The sequence below is a fragment of the Rhodobacter capsulatus SB 1003 genome, assembly GCF_000021865.1.
Lineage (GTDB): Bacteria > Pseudomonadota > Alphaproteobacteria > Rhodobacterales > Rhodobacteraceae > Rhodobacter > Rhodobacter capsulatus_B.
In genome coordinates, this window is the sequence record NC_014034.1 from 13,267 (window position 1) to 35,971 (window position 22,705).

Genomic DNA, 22,705 nt, shown 5'->3' on the forward strand with positions numbered 1-22,705 from the left:
GATCTTGCAAGCATTTGATTGAATTCTGTCCGCAAGGCCAATCTGCCGGGCCTGAGCGCCGCCAGAGGGAGGTTCCCGCAATGACGCCGTGCGCGCTGCCCCTGATCGCCACGCTGCTGAGCGGTTGCGCCGCGCCGCCACCGATGGCGACCGGCTATGTCGAGGGCGACCATGTGATGATCGCCCCGGTCTCGGTGGCGGAACTGGCCAGCCTGTCGGTCACGCGCGGGCAAAGGGTGCGGGCGGGGGCACCGCTGGCAAAACAGGAAGACCGCGATGCGCGGATCGCGGTCGATCAGGCAAGGGCCGCTCTGGCCCAGGCGGAAAACCAGCTGGAAAACCTGCGCGAGGGCAAGCGGCCCGAGGAAATCCGGGGGATCGAAGCCTCGCTGGCCTCGGCCCGGGCACAGGCGAGCGAGTCGGAGCGCAGCGCGCTGCGGCTTGCGGCGCTGGAGAGCCGCGGCGCGGCGACCTCGGCCCAGCGCGAGGATGCGCAGACCGCCCTGACCATGGCGCAGGCGAAAGTGGCCGAGATCGAGGCCAATCTGGCGGTGGCCCGCCTGCCCGCCCGCAAGGCCGAGATCGCCGCCGCCGAGGCCGCCGTCCGCGCCGGTCAGGCCGGGCTGGAACAGGCGCAATGGGTGCTGGAAAAGCGCAGCCTGACCGCCCCCGCCGACGGGGTGATTTCGGATCTGCTGCGGCGGCCGGGGGAAATCTCGGGACCGGCGGCGCCGATCCTGACGATGCTGCCCGACCATGCGGTGAAGCTGCGGCTGTATCTGCCCGAATCGCAGCTGGCGCAGGTGCACACCGGCACGAAGCTGAAGGTGCATTGCGACGGCTGCGCCCCGGGTCTGACCGCCACGGTTTCCTATGTCGCCGACGGGCCGGAATTCACCCCGCCGGTGATCTATTCGCTGCAGAACCGGCAGAAGCTGGTCTATCTGCTCGAAGCCCGCCCCGATGACACGACGGCGCTGAAACCGGGGCAGATCGTCGATGTAAGCTTGGCCGAGGCGCGCAAATGAGCCTGCCCGCCATCGCCGTGACCGATCTGACCAAGCGGTTCGGCAAGCGGGTGGTGGTGGACCGGGTCTCGATCACCGTGCAACCGGGCGAGATCGTCGGCTTTCTGGGCCCGAACGGATCCGGCAAAACGACGACAATCCGCATGATGTGCGGGCTGCTCACCCCAGATGCGGGGGAAGGCCGCGTGCTGGGCCACGATATCTTGCGCGATCAGGCCGCGATCAAACGCGAAGTCGGCTACATGACCCAGCGCTTCAGTTTCTATGAAGACCTGACCATCGCGGAAAATCTGGGCTTCGTCGCGGGTGTCTACGGCCTGCCCGCCGATGCCGTGACCGAAACGCTCGCGGATCTGGGCCTGACCAGCCGCCGCGCACAGCTGGCCGGATCGCTCTCGGGCGGCTGGAAGCAACGGCTTGCCTTGGCCGCCTGCCTGATGCACCGCCCGAAACTCCTGATGCTCGACGAGCCCACCGCAGGCGTCGATCCGAAGGCGCGGCGGGACTTCTGGGATGAAATCCACGCCCGCGCCGCCACCGGCCTGACCGTCCTCGTCTCCACCCATTACATGGACGAGGCCGAGCGCTGCCACCGCATCAACTATATCTCTTACGGCAAGCTGATCTCGCAGGGCACGGTGGCCGAGGTGATCGCCGCCGCCGGTCTGGTCACCGTGATCCTGCGCGGCCCCCGCACCGCCGAGGCGCAGGCCCTCCTTCTCAACCGCCCGGGCGTCGATCAGGTGGCGCATTGGGGCGCCGATCTGCATGTGATCGGCCGCGACGGCGCCGCGCTGCGCCAGGCCGCGGCCGAGGTCGCCGCCGCCACCGGAGCCAGCATGATCGCGGCCGAAACCAGCCTGGAAGACGTGTTCATCCAGCTGATGGGCGCCGCAAGGGACAACATGGCATGACCCGGTTCCTGTCCTTTCGCCGCCTCTTCACCATCATCCGCAAGGAGGCGCTGCAGATGCGCCGCGACCGCATCACCTTTGCGATGATGCTGGGCGTGCCCTTGATGCAGCTGATGCTTTTCGGCTTCGCGATCAACAACGACCCCAAGGGCCTGCCCGCCGCTTTGGTCGCCCCCGCGCAGGACCGCTATTCCCGGGCGCTGGTTTCCGCGCTGGAACTGACCGGCTATTACCGCTTCACCCATCCGCAGGTCACGGCGACCGAGGCCGAGCGGCTGATCGCCACCGGACAGGTCAGTTTCGTCGTCACCGTGCCCTCGGATTTCGGCCGCAAGGTCATCCGCGGCGAACATCCGCAGATCCTGATCGAGGCCGACGCGACCGACCCCGCCGTCGCCTCGGGCGCCATTGGCACCCTTGGCACCGTCGCGGCGCAGGCTTTGCTGCGCGAAAGCGGCACCGAGGCCGAGGCGGCCGCCAGCGCGGCACAAAAGCTCGAGGTCGTCGTGCATCGCCGCTACAACCCCGAGGGCCTCACGCAATACAACATCGTCCCCGGGCTTCTGGGGGTGATCTTGCAGATGACGATGGTGATGATGACCGCGATGGCGCTGACGCGGGAAATCGAGCGCGGCACGATGGAAAACCTGCTGTCGATGCCGGTCACCCCGATCGAGGTGATGCTGGGCAAGGTTTTGCCCTTTTTCGTCGTCGGCGCGGTGCAGGTCAGCGTGGTGCTGACGGCGGCGAAAACGATTTTCGGCGTGCCCTTTGTCGGCAGCCTGTGGCTGTTGATGCTGGGGGTTCTGGTCTTCGTGATGGCGCTTGTCGTGCTGGGCTATGTGTTTTCGACACTGGCCCGGACGCAGATGCAGGCGATGCAGCTGACCTTCTTTTACTTCCTGCCCTCGATCCTGCTTTCGGGCTTCATGTTCCCGTTTCGCGGCATGCCGACCTGGGCGCAATGGATCGGAGAAACGCTTCCCCTCACCCATTTCCTGCGCCTGATCCGCGGGGTGATGCTGAAGGGGGCGACGCTTGCCGATATCGCGCAGCCGCTTTTGACGCTGACCGGCTTTGCCATCTTCTTCTCGCTTCTGGCGCTCAGCCGGTTTCGCCAGACGCTGGATTGAAAAGGGCCGCCGGAGCGGCCCTTTCATGGTTCAGACGAACCGGTTCCACAGATTTTCCAGCCGCTCCTGCCGCCCGGATTTCGGCTGCGGGTTGATGCCTTTCGCCCGCACCAGCGCCTCGATCGAGGCCAGATCCGAGCCGAGCATCGCCTTTGCCTCGGCCGTGTCCCAACCCGCATAACGCGCCTTGCGATTGGCTTCGAGCCCGCCATCTTCCAAAAGCGCCGCCGCCGCCTTCAGCGCCCGGGCGCAGACATCCATCGCGCCGACATGGCCGAGGATCAGATCCTCCGGGTCGATCGACTGACGGCGGATCTTCGCGTCGAAATTGGTGCCGCCGGTGGTGAAGCCGCCCGCTTTCAGCACTTCGTAATAGGCCCGCGCCATCTCGGGAACCGAATCCGGGAACTGGTCGGTGTCCCAGCCCGATTGGTAATCGTTGCGGTTCATGTCAATCGAACCAAGGATGCCAAGCGAAGCCGCCAGCGCCAGTTCATGCTCGAAACTGTGCCCGGCCAGGATCGCGTGACCCTGTTCGATGTTCACCTTGACCTCGTTTTCCAGCCCGAAGCGTTTCAGGAAGCCGTAAACCGTCGCCACATCGTAGTCATATTGGTGCTTCGACGGCTCCTGCGGTTTCGGCTCGATCAGGATCGTGCCCTTGAAGCCGATCTTGTGCTTGTAGTCGACGACCATCTGCAGGAAGCGCCCGGCCTGTTCCGCCTCGCGGGTCAGATCGGTGTTCAGAAGCGTTTCATAGCCCTCGCGGCCGCCCCAAAGCACATAGTTGGCGCCGCCAAGCTTGTGCGTGGCATCCATGCAGGTCTTCACCGTCGCGGCAGACCAGGCAAAGACCTCCGGATCGGGGTTCGTCGCCGCGCCCGACATGAAGCGGCGGTGGCTGAAGAGATTCGCCGTGCCCCACAGAAGCTTGGTGTTCGAGTCCGCCATCTTCTCGCCGATGTAATCGACGATCACTTCCAGATTGCGGGTGTTTTCCGCGAAATCCCTGCCCTCGGGGCGGATGTCGGCATCGTGGAAGCAGAAGAACGGCGCGCCGAGAATGTCGAACATCTCGAAGGCGACATCGGCTTTCAGCTTCGCCAGATCAAGCGTGTCGCCAAACCACGGCCGATCAAACGTCTGACCGCCGAACGGGTCGCCGCCCGGCCAGGCGAAGCTGTGCCACCAGGCGATGGCAAAGCGCAGATGCTCGGCCATGGTCTTGCCCATCACCACTTCCGTGGGGTTGTAGTGCCGGAAGGCGAATTCATTGGTCGAATTCGGGCCTTCATAGCGGATTTGCGGAATACCCTTGAAGAAGTCGGTCATGTCAGTCCCCGGATTGCGGCCTGTGCCGCGCGGTAGCGGGCATGGCCTTCGTCGAATGCCGATGACAGCGCCGAAACAGGCTCTATCACGGCTGAAATCACCGGTTGCGAGGCCACTTCGGCCCCTGCCCCGGTCGCGGCCATCAAGGCCAGTCGCGCGGCGCCAAAGGCCCCGCCGAAATCCCCCGCCACCGGCAGGGAAACAGGCGTGCCAAGCGCCGTCGCGATCGCTTGACACCAATAGGTCGATTTCGAGCCGCCACCGACGGCCAGCAGGCTTTCGATCTTCGTGCCGGTCGCGGCCAGAGCATCGCGGCAATCGCGAATGGCAAAGGTCACGCCTTCCAGCACCGCCCGCGTCGCAGCCGCGCGGTCGGTCGCATGTTCAAGGCCGATGAAGGCGCCGCGAATGGCGGCATCGTTCAAAGGCGTGCGCTCTCCGCCCAGATAGGGCAGGAATCGGGTCTTTCCGGGCGCCTGCAGCGGCCCCAGACCCGCGGTCAGCTCCTTGGGCGAAGCCCCCGCGATGCGCGAAAACCAGTTCAGCGCATCGGTGGCGGCCAAGATCACCCCCATCTGATGCCAGGTCCCCGGCAGCGCGTGGCAAAAGGTATGTACGGCGGTCGCGGCATCGGGCTGATAGCCGTCATTCGCGGCAAAGAGCACGCCCGAGGTGCCCAACGACACGAAAGCCTGACCGGCCTTGACCACGCCGACACCGATGCCCGAGGCGGCATTGTCGCCCCCGCCCCCGGCCACGACGACCCCCGCAGGCATCCCGAACCGCGCCGCCAATTCGGCTCTGATCTGGCCCGAAACCTCGGATCCCTCGACCAGACGCGGCATCTGATCGCGCCGCATGCACGAGGCTTTCAGCAGATCTTCGGACCAGTCTCGGCGGCCGACATCCAGCCAGGCCGTCCCCGCGGCATCCGACATTTCCGCCACATGCTCGCCCGTCAACCAGAGCCGCAGATAGTCTTTCGGCAACAGCACCTTTGCCACGCGGGCAAAGATCTCGGGCTCATGCCGGGCCACCCAGCACAGTTTCGGCGCGGTGAAGCCCGGAAAAACGATATTGCCCGAAAGCGCCCGAAAGATCGGGTTCGCATCAAGTTCGGCGGCCTCGACATGGGACCGGGTGTCGTTCCACAGGATGCAGGGCCGCAGCACGTCATCCGACGCATCCAGAAGCGTCGCCCCGTGCATCTGCCCCGAAAGCCCGATGCCGCGCAGCTGCCCCAGACCGAAGCCCGCCAGTTCCGCCAGCACCTTTTCCGCCGCGCCGATCCAGTCGGCAGGCGCCTGTTCTGACCAGCCCTCCTGCGGGCGGGAAACGGTCAAGGGCGCCGTCGCCTCGGCCAGCACCTTCTGATCCCCGTCGATCAGAATGCCCTTGAGCCCGGAGGTGCCAAGATCCAACCCCAGATACATCAGCAGGTCACTCCTTCGGGTTTCTTGCCAAGGATGATCATGCCCAGAATGTCCTCGTCGGTGACCTCGTTCACCTTGACGGTGCCGACGAGTTGCCCGTTCTTCATCACCGAGGCGCGGTCGCACAGCCGCATGACGTTGTGAATGTCATGCTCGATCAGGAAGATCCCCAGCCCCTGCGCCTTCAGCTCCTCGATCAGCTCGGCGACCATCTGGGTTTCATGCGGGCCCAGCGCGGCGGTGGGTTCGTCCATGATCAGGATCTTGGCGTTGAAATAGACCGCCCGGGCGATCGCCACCGACTGCCGCTGCCCGCCCGAAAGCGCCTTCACCGGCTCCTTGAACTTGCGGAAGTTCGGGTTGAGCCGCCCCATGATCTTGCGGGTCTCGGCCTCCATCTGCGCATCGTCGACGAAACCGAAGGGCGTCACCAGCTCGCGGCCCAGGAACAGGTTCGAGGCCGCATCAAGGTTGTCCGCAAGCGCCAGCGTCTGATAGATCGTCTCGATGTTATAGGCGCGGGCGTCGCGCGGATTGCGGATCTCGGCCTTTTCGCCGTTGATGTAGATGGCGCCAGAGTCCATCTGATAGGCGCCCGAGAGGCATTTGATCAGGGTCGATTTGCCCGCGCCATTATGGCCCAGAAGACCGACGACCTCGCCCGGGTAAAGGTCGATGGTGACGTGATCCACCGCCTTGATGCCGCCGAAGGCGATCGAGATGTCGCGCATCTCGACCAGAGGGGTTCCGCGGGTGCTCATACCTTTTCCCCCGTGCGCTTGCGGTATTGAATGTCGATCCAGACGGCCAGAACCAGCACGCCGCCGACGACGATGTTCTGGAACGGCGCATCGACGCCGACCATCGCCATGCCCGATTGCAGCGATTGCATGATCACCGCGCCCAGAACCGCGCCATAGATCGTGCCGATGCCCCCGGCCAAGGCGGTGCCGCCGATGACCGCCGCGGCGATCACCCGCAATTCATCGAGCGAGCCGATGTCGTTGGTGTGGTTGGCCAGACGCGCCTGTGCCACCATCGCCGAAATCGCGCAAAGAACCCCCATCAGGGTGAAGATCTTCACCGTCAGCATCCGGGTGTTGATGCCGGACAGTTCCGCCGCGTCCGGGTTGCCGCCAGCGGCAAAGATGTAGCGGCCCAACCGGGTCTTGCGGGCGATCAGCGTCATCACCACGACGATGACGACCAGCATCAGCACCGAGATCGGCAGGCCGAAGTAATCGATATAGCCTTCGGGCATCACCTCGCCGCGGGAGTCGAATTCGCGCTTCAGACGGCCGACCGGGATCGCATAGCTGTTCAGGACCGCGACAAAGCCCAGGATCGCCACGACGGCGGTGGCCATCAAGGCCCCTTCCGCCCAGAGCGGCTTGACCGGGAATTCATGTCGGATCTTTGCCTGACGTGCCCGCCAAAGGCCGAAAACAGCCAGAACAGAGAAGAAAACCGCCAAAGCCCAGGACAGGGCCGAGCCCACCGTGCCCTCGACGCCGCCAAACAGCATGAAGGTCTGATCGAGCGGCCCGACCGTCTGCCCGTCGGTCAGATACCAGCCGACGTTGCGCCAAATGAGCAGCCCGCCCAGCGTCACGATGAAGGCCGGGATGCGCTGATAGCCCACCAGCCAGCCGTTCAGCGCGCCGATGGCAGCGCCGGTCAGAAGACCTGCGATCACCGTCAGCGGCATCACCAGCGGATGACCGATGCCGAAGACTTGCGGCAGCAGCTGCACCTGCATCACCCCCATCACCGAGGAGCAGATCGCCAGCACCGCGCCGACCGAGAGGTCGATATGCCGGGTGACAATCACGAACACCATGCCGGTGGCCATGATCGCCACGGACACGGTCTGGATCGACAGGTTGAAGATGTTGCGGGGCGTCAGAAAGCGCCCGTCGGTGATCACGTTGAAGACAAGGCAGATCACGACGAAGGCGCCGATCATGCCCAGAAGCCGGGTGTCCAACTCGAGCGACTGCAAAAGCGAGCGCTTTTGACCGCCGTCCTGCGGGGTCGGGGTGTTCATGGGGTGTCCGATCGAAAAAGGGCGCCGCGGCGCTCTTTGGAAGGGGGGCGGCCGCGAAGCCGCCCCGGTTCAGGTCAGATCAATTGCACGGGGCCGGACCGGCGGTCACGCCCTGGCACAGCGTCTCTTTCGGGATCCAGCCCGCATCGACGACAACCGAGAGGTTGTCCTTGGTGATCGGCATCGGCGTCAGGAACTTGGCGGTCATCTTCGTCCCCGCGGGCGAGGTCCATTCGGTGGCCCCCGCGACCGACTTCATGTCGGCGCCGCCAGCCAGAGCCACGGCGATTTCCGCGGCGTTCTTGCCGAGTTCACGCGCGTCCTTCCACACGGAAACGGTCTGCGTGCCCAGCGCGACCCGGTTCAGCGCGGCATGATCGCCGTCCTGACCCGAGACCGGCACCACCAGCCCCTGCGCGGACAGCGCGGCCACGGCGCCCCCGGCGGTGCCGTCGTTCGACGCCACGACCGCATCGACCTTGTTGTCATTCGCGGTCAGGATCTGTTCCATGTTGCGCTGCGCGTTCGCGGGCAGCCAGCCGTCGGTATAGGCTTCGCCGACGATCTTGATATCGCCCGCATCGATCGCAGCCTGCAGCACCTCTTGCTGACCGCCGCGCAGGAAATCGGCGTTCGGATCGGTGGGCGAGCCCTTGATCATCACGTAATTGCCCTTGGGCGCCGCGGCCAGAACGGCCCGGGCCTGCATCCGGCCCACTTCGGCATTGTCGAAGGTCAGGTAAAAGGCCCGCGGATCCTCGATCAGACGGTCATAGGCGATGACCGGAATCCCTTCATCGGCGGCGGCCTGCACGGCGGGGCCGATCGCCTCGGTGTCCTGCGCCAGCACGATCAGCGCATTCACGCCCTGCGCCATCAGCGATTCGATGTCCGAAAGCTGCTTGGCCGAGGACGATTGCGCATCGGCGGACACATATTTCGCACCGGCGGCTTCCAGCGCAGCCTTGATCGCGGCCTCGTCGGTTTTCCAGCGCTCCTCCTGGAAGTTCGACCAGGACACGCCCACGGTCATGTCGGCAAAAGCCGTGGTGGCAAGGCCGGCCGTCAGCGCGACGGCGGCGAAAAGGGTTTTATACATGTTCTCCTCCCGAGATGTGGCCCGACGGACCGACCCGACAGATTCGCCGGGATGCCAAGAGGATGAGTCGAATAATTTTAGTTGTCAAAATAAAAATGGGGCGCGAGAATGAAGGCGACCAACAAAACGGCAGGAAATAGCTGCATCGCGGCAAGAATGATCGCTGCATCGCACTGACGCACCGTCGTTTTGTTAATCCATTGAACGAAAGACGCCGCGATGAAGAAGATCTCCCAGATCGGCAAGGCCTCTCTCGGCTGCGGTCCGCTGATTCAGCCGCTGTCGGAAACCGCCCGGCCGCTGCGTCAGCAGATCTTCGAACGGGTCCGGGCCGCCGGGCAGATGGCGCGGGTGCAACTGGCGAAAGAGCTGTGCATCAGCCCGGCCTCGGTCACCACGATCACCTCGGAACTGATCGACACCGGGCTGCTCGAGGAGGTGCAGACCACGCGCGAGGGCGAAGGCGGCCGCGGGCGCCCGGCCGTGGCGCTGCGGGTGCGCCCGAACACCCGGCATGTGGTCGGCATCAAGCTTTCCGACCGCGAGCACACTGCGGTTCTGGTCGATTTCGCCGGCAACATGATCGCGGGAGAGGCGATCCCGCGCAGCCCCGGGGCAATGGGGATCGACGGCATCCTCGAAGCGGCGGAGCGGCTGCTGCACCGCGTCTGCGCCAAGGGCGGCGTCGACCGCGAGGCAATTCTGGCACTGGGCCTCGGCGTTCCGGGCTTCGTCGATTCCGAAGCGGGGGTGGTGCATTGGTCGCCCGTCCTCTCCGACCGTCACGTCGGATTGCAGGCGGCCTTGCGGGACCGGCTGGGCCTGACCGTCTTCATCGACAACGACGCCAATCTGGTGACGCTGGCGGAACTCTGGTTCGGCGCCGGTCGCAAGCTGTCGGATTTCGCCGTGGTGACGATCGAACACGGTCTGGGCATGGGCTTTGTCATCAACCACCGGATCTTTCGCGGCTCGCGCGGCATGGGGATGGAGCTGGGCCATACCAAGGTGCAGCTCGATGGCGCGCTGTGCCGCTGCGGGCAGCGCGGCTGTCTGGAAGCCTATGTCGCCGATTACGCGCTGGTGCGCGAGGCCAGGACGGCGCTGAACCTGCCGCTTGGCGAAACCCAGCCCGTGGGCGTGATGCTGGAAAGCCTCTTCGATCACGCCAAGGCGGGCAATGCCGCCGCGCGTTCGATCTTTCGGCGGGCGGGGCGGTATCTGGCGGTGGGGCTGTCGAACATCGTCAATCTCTTCGATCCGGCGCTGATCATCCTCTCGGGCGAGCGGATGCGTTACGACTATCTTTATGCGACCGAGACCCTGGCCGAGATGCACGAATTGATGCTCGACACCGGCCGCGACGGGCCGCGGATCGAGACCCATGCCTGGGGGGACCTGCTGTGGGCGCATGGGGCGGCGGCCTTGGCGCTGCATGAGCTGACAGAACAGCTTCTGGGCTCGACACGGGAGATGGCGGCGCAATGAAACGGGTTTTGCTCTGTCTGATCGCTTTTCCAGCCGGTGCAGAGCCGCTTTTTGTCGATGATGCCGCCGGTCTGCCGCACCGGCAGATCTATGCGGGGGGCTGGGAACATTTCGTCGGCGGTGGGGTTGCGGTCTTCGATTGCAACGGCGACCGGCGGCCGGATCTGTTCGCGGCAGGCGGTGAAAATCCGGCGGCGCTGTTCGTCAATGCCTCGGAGCAGGGCGGGCCGCTGCGCTTCACCGATGGCGGGCTGCCCGATCTGCGCCATGTCACCGGGGCCTATCCGCTCGACATCGATTCGGACGGGCAGATGGATCTGGCCGTGCTGCGGGCCGGTCCGAATCTGCTGTTGCGCGGATTGGGTGACTGCCGCTTCGAAGATGCGACGGCAACATGGGCGCTGCCCACGCGGGAGGACTGGACCACCTCCTTCACCGCGACCTGGGAGCCGGGGCAGGACTTTCCGACGCTTTTCTTTGGTAATTACGTCGACCGGACGAACCCGGATGGCCCGTTCATGGCCTGCGACGACAGTGCACTTTTTCACCCGAAAGGCCGGGTTTATGCTGAAACAGAGACGATTTCGCCCGGCTATTGCACGCTGTCCGCGCTGATCTCCGACTGGCAGCGCAAGGGCACGCCCGAGTTGCGGCTGTCGAACGACCGCCATTATTACGTCCGCGGCGGCTACGAGCAGATGTTCCGCCTGACCCCCTTGGCCGAGCGGACAGATTGGCCGCATGTCTCGCTTTGGGGCATGGGGATTGCCAGCCGCGACATCACCGGCGACGGCTTGCCCGAGGTGATGATGACCTCGATGGGCGATCAGCTGTTGCAGATCAACAGGGGCGATCATTTCGAAGACGCGCCCTACAGCATCGGCACCTTCGCGCAGCGGCCTTTCATCGGCGATGACGGCCGTCCCTCGACCGGCTGGCACCCGGAATTCGGCGATGTCGACAACGATGGTCGCGATGATCTGTTCATCTCCAAGGGCAATGTCGATCAGATGCCCGGCCTCGCCTCGCATGATCCGAACAACCTGCTGATGCAGGGGCCGGATGGCACGTTCCACGAAGCCGCCGACAAGGCCGGGGTGGCAACGCGGGAACGGTCTCGGGGGGCGGCGCTGGCAGATCTGAACGGCGACGGGCTCTTGGATCTGGTGGTGATGAACCGCCGCGCGCCGATGGAGCTTTGGCGCAATGTGACGGCGCAGACCGGGAATTGGGCTGAAATAGAGCCTGTTCAGGCGGAACCGAACCAACATGCCATTGGCGCCTGGGTCGAGGTGAAGACCGCTTCGGGCGTCAAGGCGCAGGAAATCACCGTGGGCGGCGGGCATGCCGGGGGCAAGGCCGGTCCGCTGCATTTCGGGCTGGGGGCCGGGACATCGGCAGAGGCACGGGTGATCTGGCCCGACGGCGCGGCGGGTGATTGGCAGCCCGTTACGCTGAACGGGCTGACCGAGATCCGCCGTTAACGGTCCACGGGCAAACCGCTGGGCACGGTTTCGGGCACGCCGAGCCGCCCCTGCAGTGCAACCGGATCGGAAAGCGTGGTCAGAAACGCCACGATCTGCGTCACCTGATCTTGCGTCAGCTTTGCCGGGGGCACCGCCGCGGCCTGGATCGCCGCCACTTCCGCGGGCGTGTCGAGCAAGGTCCAATCGGGCTTCGTCTGCGGCAGAATCGGCAAAATGACCTGCCTTCGGTCATACCCGGCCAGTTGTTCGCCGCTGCGCGCATGATCGGCGACGAAAGCGGCCAGATCCCTGTGGCTGCCCGCATGGCCCCAGGGCCCGGTCTGGGCGACATTGCGCAGGCTGGGCGTGCGGAAGGCAAAGATATCGGCCGGGTTGTTCGTCACCCGGAACCGGCCCTCGTCGCGGGAATGACGCTCGAACCGCTCTGCCTTGCCCGGGCCAAGCTGCGGTTCACCCGTCGCATGGAACGCATGATCGGTCAGGAACGGGCCGGAATGGCAGGTCGCACAGCCCGCCGCGCCATAGAACAAATCCGCCCCCTTGGCCGCTTCGGACTGAAACAGAGCCTGTTTTCGCAAGACGGCATCAAAGGCGCTGTCATCGGACCGCCATTCGAAAGCCACGAATTGCGCGATCGCGTTCGAGATGTCGGTGAAGGCAATCGGCCGCCCGGCGGCAATCTCGGGATAGGCCTTTTCAAACGCCGCCCTGTAAGCCGGAATGCCTGCCACCCGCGCCGAGATCCGCGCCCAGGCGCCATCGGGGCCGGTGATGAAGCCTTCGCGCACGACCTTGGAAATCTCGTTTTCATTGTAATGCCCGGCCATCTCGTCGGGCGAGAGCACCGGAAACATCGTCTGCGCCGAAAGGATCGAGGCGAAGCCGGTCACCATTTCCTCTTCCATCGGCGTGCGCAGACCCGAGGGGCGGGTCGGATCAACCTCGATCCGGCCGTCGTGGAACAGCACCTTGAACTCCCGCGCCCCCAGATTGAACAGCGCCGGCGCGTTGCGGGGAATGCGCTGTTCGGGCAGATTCGTCTCGGTCACATGCCGGTCCGGGCCCAGCCCCACCGCGCCTTCCCCCAGACCGAGGCTGAGGCCGTCGCCGGTGCCGAACCGCGGATGATGGCAAGTGGCGCAAGAGATGTTGCGATTGCCCGACAGGATCGGATCATAGAACAGATCCCGGCCAAGCCGCACTTCGGCCATGCTCAGCGCGCCATAATCGGCATCACTCAGCGGCGCGGGAAGGTCGGCGGCCAGCGCCGTCCCCCCCGAAAGCAGCCAGAACAGTGCCTGTTTCAGCGATTTTCCGACGAACGTGCCCATAGGTTGATCGCCTCATCCTGTGCGTGGGTGTCGATTTCGGCCAGTTCTGCGGCGGTGAAGGACAGATTGCCCAGGGCGCCGACGCAATCCACCACCTGTTCGGGCTTCGAGGCCCCGATCAGCGCCGAGGTGATGCCCCCCCGCAGCACCCAGGCCAGCGCCATCTGCGCCAGCGTCTGCCCGCGCCGCTCGGCAATCGCGTTCAACGCGCGGATTTTCTCCAAGGCCTGCGGCGTCAGCGTGCCGGGATCAAGCGACTTGCCCTGCCCCGCGCGGGCCCCCGACGGAATGCCGTTCAGATATTTCGCACTCAGCAAGCCCTGCGCCAGCGGCGTGAAGGCGATCGAGCCGACGCCCAGATCGGCCAGCGTCTCGACCAGCCCGTCACGCTCGATCCAGCGGTTGAGCATGTTGTAGCTCGGCTGATGGATCAAGAGCGGCACGCCAAGGCCGCGCAGGATCGCCGCAGCTTCCCGCGTGCGCTCGGAATTGTAAGACGAAATCCCGATGTAAAGCGCCTTGCCCGAGCGCCAGATCTGTTCCAGCGCGCCCATGGTTTCCTCAAGCGGCGTTTCCGGGTCGAAGCGGTGCGAATAGAAGATGTCGACATAGTCGAGCCCCAGCCGCTTCAGCGATTGATCGCAGGAGGCGATCAGATATTTCCGGCTGCCCCATTCGCCATAGGGCCCGGGCCACATGTCATAGCCCGCCTTCGACGAGATGATCAGCTCGTCGCGCAGCCCGGCGAAATCGGTCTTCAGGATCTCGCCAAAGGCCTCCTCGGCCGAGCCGGGCGGCGGGCCATAATTGTTCGCCAGATCGAAATGGGTGATGCCCAGATCAAAGGCGGTCCGGCAGATCGCCCGTTTCACCGCATGGGGCGTGTCGTGGCCGAAGTTGTGCCACAGACCCAGCGAGATCGCGGGCAGTTTCAGCCCCGAGGCGCCGCATTTGCGGTAAATCATTCGGGAATAGCGGTTTTCGGCGGGGGTATAGGTCATCATGTCCTCCAGACTGCGTCAGAAGACCACAGGCCGCGCCGTCACGCAAGTTGTGCCCCCGCGCGCAATCGGCGATGCTGGCGCCAGCGAGGGCGGCATGCATTTTCTTTTCCGACTGCGGGACCGGTTGTCCCAGACCAACATTTTCCTGATCTCGGCCGGGGTGGCGTTCTATGCCATGCTGGCGGTGTTTCCGGGCCTGACCGCGACGATCTCGATCTGGAGCACGGTCGCCGATCCGGTCGTCATCCGCACCTATCTGGAGGTGGCGCAGAATTTCATCCCGCCCGAGGCCTATGCGATATTGGATGCTCAGGTCAGCATGTTGCTGGCGGGGCCGCGCGGGGTGATCGGCTGGGGGACGCTGGTGTCCGTGCTGTTCGCGCTCTTCTCGGCGCGGGCGGGGGTGGATGCGCTGGTGCAGGGTCTGAACGTGATCCACGGATCAGAGCCGCGCAACACCATCTTCGGCTTCCTTTTCGGCTATCTGATGACCGTCGCGCTGGTGGGCGTGATGCTGATGGCGATGGCCACCATCGTCGCCCTGCCGATCCTGGCGAATTTCCTGCCCTTTCATGCGGTGACGACGGTGCTGCTGTCGGGCCTGCCCTGGATCGCCATGGTGGCGCTGATGCTGACGGTGCTGGGCGTGCTTTACCGCTTTGCCCCCTATCGCCCGCGTCGCCGCGATCCGATCTTTTCTTTGGGCTCGGTCGTGGCAACGCTGGTCTGGGGCGGGGCCTCGATCGGCCTCACCACCTATCTGGCGAATTTCGGCACCTACAACAAGGTCTATGGCTCGCTCGGCGCGGTCATCGCCCTGTTGATGTGGCTCTATCTTGGCGCCTTTTCGGTCCTGTTCGGCGCTGCGCTGAACGCCGAACTGGCCGACCGGCAGCGTCAATAAAAGGCCTGCAGCCCGGTCACCGCCCGCCCAAGGATCAGCGCATGCACATCATGCGTGCCCTCGTAGGTGTTCACCGTCTCGAGGTTGACCATGTGCCGGATCACCTGGAACGATTCGGAAATCCCGTTGCCGCCGTGCATGTCGCGGGCATTCCGCGCCGCCTCCAGCGCCTTGCCGCAATTGTTGCGCTTGATCAGCGAGATCATCTCGGGCGCGGCATTGGCCTCGTCCATCAGCCGCCCGACCTGCAAGGCCGCCTGCAGGCCCAGCGTGATATCGGTCAGCATATTGGCCAGTTTCAGCTGATAAAGCTGGGTCTGCGCCAGCGGCTTGTCGAATTGCTTGCGGTCGAGCCCGTATTGCCGCGCCGCATGAAAGCAGAACTCGGCCGCGCCCATCACGCCCCAGGCGATGCCATAGCGCGCCCGGTTCAGGCAGCCGAACGGCCCCTTCAGCCCCTCGACGCCCGGCAACAGCGCGTCTTCGCCGACCTCGACGCCCTCCATCACGATCTCGCCGGTGATCGAGGCCCGCAGCGACAGCTTGCCCGCGATCTTCGGCGCCGAAAGCCCTTTCAGACCCTTTTCCAGCACGAAACCCTTGATCTTGCCGCCATGCGCCTCGGATTTCGCCCAGACGACGAAGACATCCGCGATCGGCGCATTCGAGATCCACATCTTGGACCCCGTCAGCACATAGCCATCGGCCGTCTTCTTCGCGACGGTCTTCAGGCTCGCCGGATCGGACCCGGCATCGGGTTCGGTCAGGCCAAAACAGCCGATCCATTCGCCAGAGGCGAGCTTGGGCAGATATTTCCGCCGCTGGTCCTCGGTGCCATAGGCATAGATCGGATACATCACGAGGCTCGATTGCACCGACATCATCGAGCGATAACCGCTGTCGACCCGCTCGATTTCCCGCGCCACCAGACCATAGGCCACATAGGACGCGCCCAGCCCGCCATATTCCTCGGGGATGGTCACGCCCAAAAGCCCCATCTGCCCCATTTCGCGGAAGATCGCCGGATCGGTTTCTTCCTCGGCAAAGGCGCGGATCACGCGGGGTTGCAGCTTTTCCTGCGCATAGGCCCGGGCCGCATCGCGCAGCATCCGTTCCTCTTCGCTCAGCTGGCCATTCAGGCGCAGCGGGTCATCCCAGTCGAACCGGGCAAGATCGGGGGCATCCTTGGGTTTCAGGGCCATCTGGTCCTCCATGCGTTCGATGCTTTATGCGCGAGGAAAAACCGCTAATCTACCGCTATTCCGGCTTATGTCGATGCACGGAGCACATACATGACCCTGCCCAGACGCTACATTCCCTCGGTCTCGCTGCTGGCCGCCTTCGAGGCGGTCTGCCGCCTTGGTTCGACCGCCGCCGCGGCGCGGGAATTGTCGCTGACGCAGGGCGCGGTCAGCCGGCTGGTGCAGAACCTTGAAGGGCAACTGGGCGTGCAGCTTTTCCGGCGCGAGGGGCGGCGGCTGATGCCGACCGAGGCGGCGCAGGCCTATGCGCGCGACGTGCGCAAGGCGCTGGAACTGATCGCGCGCGCCTCGCTGGGGCTGCGGGCCAATCCGGGCGGTGGAGTTTTGAACCTCGCCATCCTGCCCACCTTCGGCACGCGCTGGCTGGCGCCGCGGCTGGCCGGTTTTCTGGCGGAAAACCCGGGGGTGACGCTGAACCTGGGCACGCGGCTGCGGCCCTTCGATTTCGCCACCGAGACTTTCGATGCCGCGATCCATTTCGGTATCCGGCCCTGGCCCGATGCCGAGCAGATGCTGCTGTTCGAGGAACGCATCATCGCCGCCTGTTCCGAAGATTTCGCCCGCACCCATCCGATGCAAAGCCCGACGGATCTGCTCGATCAGTCTCTGTTGCAGCTGGAATCGCGCCCGAATGCCTGGACGGCCTGGTTCGCGCATCACGGGCTGCAGGCGCCTGCCACGCGCGGGATCATGTTCGATCAATTCGCGCCGATGATGCAGGCGGCCGCGCATGGCGTCGGCATCGCGCTTTTGCCCGAGTTTCTGGCGCTGCCCGAAATCGCCGAGGGGCGCTTGATCCGCACCCCGGGCGAAGCCGTCTCGGGCGTCGGCGCCTATTACCTTGTCTGGCCCGAGGGCGTCGCCCCCTCGCCCGCGCTGGTGGCGTTCCGCGACTGGATCGGCCGGGCCGCGGCTCAGTAATCCTTTTCGAAGAATACCCCAAGCGAGCTGTCCCCCGCCGAACCGACCGAGGCCTTGGCGGTGATCTGTTTGGTGATGTCGAGGTTCAAGGTCACCTCGGCCTGACCGGAACTGTCCACCGACACGTCGGAATAGACGTTCTTCGCCAGATACTTGCCCGCTTTCACCGTGGCATTGCCGCTGTCATCCGTGCCGACATCGAGATCATCGAGGCCAAAGCCCTGCCGCAGCTTCGACACGATGCCATCGCCGCCCTTGCCCGCGAGCGTCGCCACCGCCGAGGCCAGCTGTGCCGCCTGCAGCGGCGAAAGGTTGGTCAGCCCCTTGTCGAACAGCAGCCGGGCCAGAACCTCTTCCTCGGGCAGTTCGGGCGATGAAGAAATGGTCAGATCGGGCGCGGTCGCCGCGCCTTCCAGCGTCAGGGAAATGTCCAGATCCTCCTGCGCCGTCGTCGCCTTGAACATCACCCAGGGCACCAGAGCGCCCTGCAGCGCCACCTGCCCGTCGGTCAGATCGAAGCGCTTGCCCAGAACGTCCAGCCGTCCGCGGATCAGGCTGAACTGACCGACCGGAACGATCTTCGCCGTGGTGCCGGTGACGCGCAGCTGCCCGCCCAGCTCGGCATCCAGCCCGCGACCGCGCACGAAGATCTGCTGCGGCGCGGAAACCGACACGTCGAGCGCGATCGCCCTGCCGCCCCCGTTCGCCGCCCTGGCGGTTTCAATCAGCCCCGCGCGCTGCCGCGTCTGACGCACCGCGCCGGGTTCGTGCCGATGCGTGATCGCGGGGATCGCCCCGGCCCCGCCCAGCCCGCCCGCGGGGATCCGCAGCTCGGTTTCCTCCAGCGTCAGCGCGCCGGAAATCCGCAGCGCGCCAGTCAGACCGCCGTTGACCGCCAGCTTGCCACTGACGCGGGTGTCGTAAAGCTCGGGGTCGCGCAGCCGGGCGCGGTCCAGCACCAGCGCCAGTTTCGCCGGAAAGGGCCCGGTCAGACCGACAGGCCCCGACAGCGAAAGCCCGCCGCCGCCCGCGAAACTGGCCTGACCCGACAGCTGCGCCGTGCCATTGGCCAGTTTCGCCTGCAGATCCACATCGCTCAGCGCCTGCCCCAAAGTCGGGGCCGCCACGCGCAGGTTCGACCCCATGACCTGCCCGGAAAGCGCCGAAAGCCCCGGCTTGCCCTTCAGCGCCAGATCGAAGGTCAGCGGCCCCTGCACCGATTGCGGCTCGATGAAACTGTTTGCCAGCGCGGTCTCGGCCCGGCCCGAAATCGCCAGATCGACGCTGGAGGCATCGGCGGCCATCGTGCCCTTGACCGTCGCCTGCGTGCCGCCCGGCCCGGTGCCGCGCAGATCCAGCCCGTAGCGGGCGCCCTGATCGGTCAGGCTGCCCGAAATCGCCAGCGGCCCCGGAAAGCCGGGCGCCAGCAGCGCGACATTCGAGAGTTTGGTGGACAGATCGAAGACCTTCGGCTGATCCTTGCGCGGCTTGGCCGAGGCGGACAGCTGCGGCGTGGACAGGGTCAGATCGGCCAGATGGAAGGTGCCGCCGTCTTGCCGGAAGCTCAGCGCAAAACGGCTCTCTCCCGCCAGAATCCGGTTCAGGCTCGGCTGCGGCAGCGCCATGTTCCGCGCCGTCCCGCTGACCGAGATCCCCCGCGCATTGAGCGGCCCGGACAGGTGCGCCTCGATCGCCACCGCGCCGCCGTAACCGGCGCCAAGACGCCCGAGATTCGGCGCCTGAAGCCGGGCAGACAGCGTGCTCTCGCTGCTGCTGATCGTCCCCGAGGCTTGCAGCGTCGCCCCCCCGGCCTCGGCCGCCAGTTGGCGCAGGGTCAGACCCTTGTCATCCCGCGCCGCCGAAAGAAGGATCTTCGCCTGTCCCGCCAAAAGCGCATCCGCCTGCGCCTGATCCAGATGCAGATCGGTCGCGTCAAGATCGGCTTCGGCCTCGAAGGCGCCGCTGGAAAGGACATAGGTGCCGTCAAGATGGGTCGAAACAGAGCCGGACAGGGCCCGGCCCGCCAGCGCGGAGAGGCTTGCCAGCTTGCGGTGCGACGCCTCGAGATGACCGGAAAGCGCCAGATCCTCGCCCAGCGCGAACCGGCCGCGGACGGTGGCATCGCGGGTGCCAAGGGTCAGGCCGGGCACGGTCAGCGGATGCCCCTTTTGCCAGAAGAATTGCAGCTTGCCCGAGGCAAAGGGGCCCAGCGCCTCGGCCAGGGCGGCATCGGCGGGGGCCAGCCCGGTCGCGATCAGGGTCAAGGCCCCGCCCACCGTCTGCGGCCCGATCCGGCCCGACCCGGACAGGCTGAGCCGGTCGAGCACATCCGCGCCGCGCGCAAGCCCGGTCAGGTCGGAGACCAGGCTCCAGCCCTCGCCGGTGGCGCGATCATAGCGCAGCTTCACCTGACCGCCGCGCAGGCTGACCGGGTCACCGGACAGCGGCAGAACCACGGGCGCGCCCCCCTCGATCCCCAGCTTTGCCGTCAGATCGAAACGGTCGGGAAGACCGTCGGGGCGCAGATCAAGCCCGCCCGAGAGACTGACCGCCTGCCCGCGCAGATCCAGCTGGCGCAGCCGCACCATCCCGGTGGTGCTGCGCTCGCCCAGAAAATCCAGCCGCGTCTCGGGCCCGAAGAAGTCGCGATAGGCCTCGGGCAGCAGCGCCGCGACATCGCCGCCAAGACTTGCCGCCACCGTCCGGGCGCCGTTCTTGCCGGTCAGCGCCACCGTGCCGGTGATCCGCGACACGCCCGCAGTGCCCAGCAGCACATCGGCCTTGAAATCGTCCAGACTGCCCAACCCGCTCATCGACAGCGTCAGCGACGGCCGCCCCGGCAGGCCGATCAGCCCCGCGGCAATGCCGTCCTGCGCTTCGGTCAAGAGCATATCCAGAAGCAGCGCCCGGCTGTCCTCGACATAGCTGGCCTTGAGCGCGAAGCGCCCCTTGCGCCCGTCGGTGCGGATTGCGGTCAGGTCGGTTTCACCGTCCCCGCCCGACAGCCGCAGCGCCCCTTCCAGCTGAAATTCGGCCGCCTGCCCCAGAACGGGCGCGCCCAGAACCACCTTTTCCGCCTTTACAGAGCCGATGTCGACCGCGACCGGCAGCTTCGGCAGGGAAAACGGTTTCGCCTCGGGCGGGGTTTCCTGCGGCGGCGCCACCGGCAGACGCGGCAGATCGATCTCGGCGGCCGAAAGTTCCTCGACCGAAATCCGGCCCAGCAGCAGCGCCGCCCGGTCCCAAGTCACGGCGCCATTGCGCAGGGTCAGCCAGACCCCCTGATCGTCGGCGATCGTCAGCGTGTCGAAACTGGCCCGCGAGGACAACGCGCCGCGGAACCCTTCCAGCCGGATCTCGCGCCCGGCGCCGGAGAGATTGTCCTCGATCAGGCCGGTCAGATAGGACCGGTCGCGTTCGGTCTGGGCGGGGTCCGCCTCCTGCGCCAGGGCGGGAAGCGGCAACAGAAGAAGGGGAAGAAGCCACCACCGCATCAGAACGCCTGCCCTATGCCAAGATAGAGTTGCGGGCCGTCGCCCGTGGAGCCATCGACCGGGGCGGCCACATCCAGCCGGATCGGGCCGATCGGGGTCTTGTAGCGCAGGCCAAGGCCCGCGCCGGAATGCCAGTCGCCGCCGTCGCCGAAGAAATCCGAGGCGCTGATGTAGCCCGCGTCGTAAAAGGCAACGACGCCGATCTTTTCGGTGACGCCCGCGCGCAACTCGGCCGAGAGCCCGACAAAGCGGGTGCCGCCGGTGTGCAGCGTGCCGCCCTGCAGTTCCCTGACGCCCAGCGCCTGATAGGGTTGCCCGCGCACGGTGCCGCCGCCGCCGGAATAGAACAGGTAATCCCGCGGCGTTTCCGCCAGATCAGAGCCGAAAACGCCGCCGATCTGCGCCCGTCCGGCCAGCACGAAGCGGTCATTGGCGCCAAAGCCGCGATAGGCGCGGAAATCGCCCTGCAGCCGCGCCCCGGATCCGGTGGTGCCCAGCCCGTAAAACGGCATCAGATCGAGTTTCGCATAGGTTCCGCGCGTCGCATCGGCGGGCAGATTGCGGTTTTCCCAGGTCGCGGACATCGGGAAGGTCATCTGCCGATAGATCAGCTCGCCTGCGCCATCCTCGATCTTCGCCCATTCATAGCCGATCCCGGCCTCGGCCGAGAGTTTCGCGCTGAAGATATGGCTGAGCCCGAAGCTGAGTCCGTAACCGCTCAGCGTGTAATCATCCTCGTGCTCGCGGGCGATTTCGGTTTTCAGGAAGGCGGCGGTGTCGGGCGAGAAAGTGGCGGGCCGGTCCAGCCGGGCGCCGAAACTGTAATCGGTGCCGCCGCTGCCGACGCCGACACCGGAGACCTCGGCGTCCAGCCGCAGCTTTTCGCCGCCGCCCAGCAGATTGCGGTGCAGCCAATAGCCCGAGAGCTTGCCGCCATCCGAGGTCGAGACCTCGGCGCCAAAGCCGAGACGGCGCAGCTTCGCCTCGACCACGGTCAGTTCGCCGTCCAGCAACCGGCCGTCGCGCAGGGTGTCGGCTTCGGTCAGCGTCACCGCGCTGAAAATGCCGGTGCGGCGCAGCCGGTTGCGGACTTCCTCGAGGGCGGCGGGCGAGAAGACCTCTCCCGAGGGGAACCCGGCGATCTTCGCAAGGCGGGCGCTGCGCAGCCGTTCGTTGCCGGTCATCTGCAGCGTGCCGAACCAGGCCTGCGGACCGGGATCAAGCGCGATCTCGGCCGCCAGTTCCTGATTGCGGTGATCGGCGGTGATCGTCTGCCGCGCCACCGCAGCCTTGGCATGGCCCGCATCGCGCCAGGCCGAGACACCGTTGCCCGTCGCCGCGACGATGGCCGAGGACCGCGCCACCTCGCTCACGCGAAAGCTGGGCGGCAGCTGCGTCACTGGCGCCAGCGGACCGATCGTGGCGCGGGAAAACCGGAACACCGGGCCGGGATCGACCCGGATTTCGACCTTGCCGATCCGGGCGGGCGCATCCATCGGCGCGATCGTCGCCGCCTCGCGCCCGTCGATCAGGATCGAGACCGTGCCGCCATAGCGGCCCTCGTCATAAAGCGCGCCGATCAGCCGGGCGTAATCGGCCCGTGCCGCGCCGAACAGATCCTGGGCATCGGCCTCCTTGTTGCCCGCCGCCTCGCGCGACAGGGACACCTGGGAAAGCGCCCTCGACAGCGCCGCATCGGGCGCCGGAAGCTCCAGCCGGAACTCCGTCTCGGCCAGGGCCGCCCCGGCACAGGCGGCGACAAAAACGATCACGCTTGCGGAAAGACGCGCAGACACCACCACCCCCCGGTCCATACAGGCTGAATGAT

Annotated in this window: 17 protein-coding genes; 7 read left to right on the forward strand and 10 right to left on the reverse strand. The window is 65.9% G+C overall.

The window, feature by feature from the left end:
* Nucleotides 1–80 precede the first annotated feature (80 nt).
* Genes RCAP_RS00055 through RCAP_RS00065 form a run of 3 tightly spaced genes read left to right on the forward strand, consistent with a single transcriptional unit; the run spans nucleotide 81 to nucleotide 3,075 of the window.
* Complete coding sequence (locus tag RCAP_RS00055; RefSeq protein WP_013065758.1) at nucleotides 81–1,028, forward strand: HlyD family secretion protein; 948 nt, start codon at nucleotides 81–83, stop codon at nucleotides 1,026–1,028.
* Nucleotides 1,025–1,942 carry an ABC transporter ATP-binding protein gene (locus RCAP_RS00060; RefSeq protein ID WP_013065759.1) on the forward strand — a complete coding sequence of 306 codons (918 nt, stop codon included), beginning with the start codon at nucleotides 1,025–1,027 and terminating at the stop codon, nucleotides 1,940–1,942. Before RCAP_RS00055 ends, RCAP_RS00060 begins: the two co-directional genes overlap by 4 nt.
* A complete protein-coding gene (locus RCAP_RS00065) occupies nucleotides 1,939–3,075 on the forward strand; it encodes an ABC transporter permease (protein WP_013065760.1) in 1,137 nt (378 codons plus the stop codon). Before RCAP_RS00060 ends, RCAP_RS00065 begins: the two co-directional genes overlap by 4 nt.
* 30 nt (nucleotides 3,076–3,105) lie before the next feature.
* On the opposite strand, the gene xylA is transcribed toward RCAP_RS00065, so the two are convergent.
* From xylA to xylF, 5 genes are all read right to left on the reverse strand, one after another.
* Nucleotides 3,106–4,407: a xylose isomerase gene (xylA, locus tag RCAP_RS00070; RefSeq protein ID WP_013065761.1), complete on the reverse strand. Its 1,302-nt coding sequence runs from the start codon at nucleotides 4,405–4,407 to the stop codon at nucleotides 3,106–3,108.
* On the reverse strand, nucleotides 4,404–5,840 hold the full coding sequence (xylB, locus tag RCAP_RS00075; RefSeq protein WP_013065762.1) for a xylulokinase: 1,437 nt from the start codon (nucleotides 5,838–5,840) through the stop codon (nucleotides 4,404–4,406). Before xylB ends, xylA begins: the two co-directional genes overlap by 4 nt.
* A complete protein-coding gene (locus RCAP_RS00080) occupies nucleotides 5,840–6,601 on the reverse strand; it encodes an ATP-binding cassette domain-containing protein (RefSeq protein WP_013065763.1) in 762 nt (253 codons plus the stop codon). Before RCAP_RS00080 ends, xylB begins: the two co-directional genes overlap by 1 nt.
* On the reverse strand, nucleotides 6,598–7,887 hold the full coding sequence (locus RCAP_RS00085) for a sugar ABC transporter permease (protein WP_013065764.1): 1,290 nt from the start codon (nucleotides 7,885–7,887) through the stop codon (nucleotides 6,598–6,600). Before RCAP_RS00085 ends, RCAP_RS00080 begins: the two co-directional genes overlap by 4 nt.
* Before the next feature lie 79 nt (nucleotides 7,888–7,966).
* The gene (gene xylF / locus RCAP_RS00090; protein WP_013065765.1) at nucleotides 7,967–8,986 is read right to left on the reverse strand and encodes a D-xylose ABC transporter substrate-binding protein; all 1,020 of its coding nucleotides are present in this window, start codon (nucleotides 8,984–8,986) and stop codon (nucleotides 7,967–7,969) included.
* Between the two features lie 219 nt (nucleotides 8,987–9,205).
* Here xylF and RCAP_RS00095 point away from each other — a divergent pair, with 219 nt between their 5' ends.
* Together RCAP_RS00095 and RCAP_RS00100 are read left to right on the forward strand one after the other, a co-directional pair.
* Nucleotides 9,206–10,474: an ROK family transcriptional regulator gene (locus RCAP_RS00095; protein WP_013065766.1), complete on the forward strand. Its 1,269-nt coding sequence runs from the start codon at nucleotides 9,206–9,208 to the stop codon at nucleotides 10,472–10,474.
* Nucleotides 10,471–11,958, forward strand: coding sequence for a CRTAC1 family protein (locus tag RCAP_RS00100; RefSeq protein ID WP_013065767.1), 1,488 nt, complete (start codon nucleotides 10,471–10,473; stop codon nucleotides 11,956–11,958). Before RCAP_RS00095 ends, RCAP_RS00100 begins: the two co-directional genes overlap by 4 nt.
* On the opposite strand, the gene RCAP_RS00105 is transcribed toward RCAP_RS00100, so the two are convergent.
* The gene (locus tag RCAP_RS00105) at nucleotides 11,955–13,292 is read right to left on the reverse strand and encodes a cytochrome-c peroxidase (RefSeq protein ID WP_013065768.1); all 1,338 of its coding nucleotides are present in this window, start codon (nucleotides 13,290–13,292) and stop codon (nucleotides 11,955–11,957) included. The two genes, RCAP_RS00100 and RCAP_RS00105, sit on opposite strands and share 4 nt — an antisense overlap.
* Nucleotides 13,265–14,293, reverse strand: a complete 1,029-nt coding sequence (mgrA, locus tag RCAP_RS00110) for an L-glyceraldehyde 3-phosphate reductase (protein WP_013065769.1) — start codon at nucleotides 14,291–14,293, stop codon at nucleotides 13,265–13,267. Before mgrA ends, RCAP_RS00105 begins: the two co-directional genes overlap by 28 nt.
* Nucleotides 14,294–14,390: 97 nt before the next feature.
* Here mgrA and RCAP_RS00115 point away from each other — a divergent pair, with 97 nt between their 5' ends.
* Complete coding sequence (locus RCAP_RS00115) at nucleotides 14,391–15,200, forward strand: YihY/virulence factor BrkB family protein (protein ID WP_013065770.1); 810 nt, start codon at nucleotides 14,391–14,393, stop codon at nucleotides 15,198–15,200.
* Here RCAP_RS00115 and RCAP_RS00120 read toward each other — a convergent pair.
* A complete protein-coding gene (locus RCAP_RS00120; RefSeq protein ID WP_023910767.1) occupies nucleotides 15,194–16,414 on the reverse strand; it encodes an acyl-CoA dehydrogenase in 1,221 nt (406 codons plus the stop codon). The two genes, RCAP_RS00115 and RCAP_RS00120, sit on opposite strands and share 7 nt — an antisense overlap.
* A 78-nt stretch (nucleotides 16,415–16,492) precedes the next feature.
* Between RCAP_RS00120 and RCAP_RS00125 the strand changes: the two genes are divergently transcribed.
* A complete protein-coding gene (locus tag RCAP_RS00125) occupies nucleotides 16,493–17,383 on the forward strand; it encodes a LysR family transcriptional regulator (protein ID WP_013065772.1) in 891 nt (296 codons plus the stop codon).
* Here RCAP_RS00125 and RCAP_RS00130 read toward each other — a convergent pair.
* On the reverse strand, nucleotides 17,377–20,847 hold the full coding sequence (locus tag RCAP_RS00130; protein WP_187148635.1) for a translocation/assembly module TamB domain-containing protein: 3,471 nt from the start codon (nucleotides 20,845–20,847) through the stop codon (nucleotides 17,377–17,379). The genes RCAP_RS00125 and RCAP_RS00130 overlap by 7 nt on opposite strands.
* Before the next feature lie 29 nt (nucleotides 20,848–20,876).
* Nucleotides 20,877–22,649 (reverse strand): autotransporter assembly complex protein TamA, encoded by a 1,773-nt coding sequence (locus RCAP_RS00135; protein WP_187148636.1) that lies wholly within the window; start codon nucleotides 22,647–22,649, stop codon nucleotides 20,877–20,879.
* Between the last annotated feature and the right edge of the window lie 56 nt (nucleotides 22,650–22,705).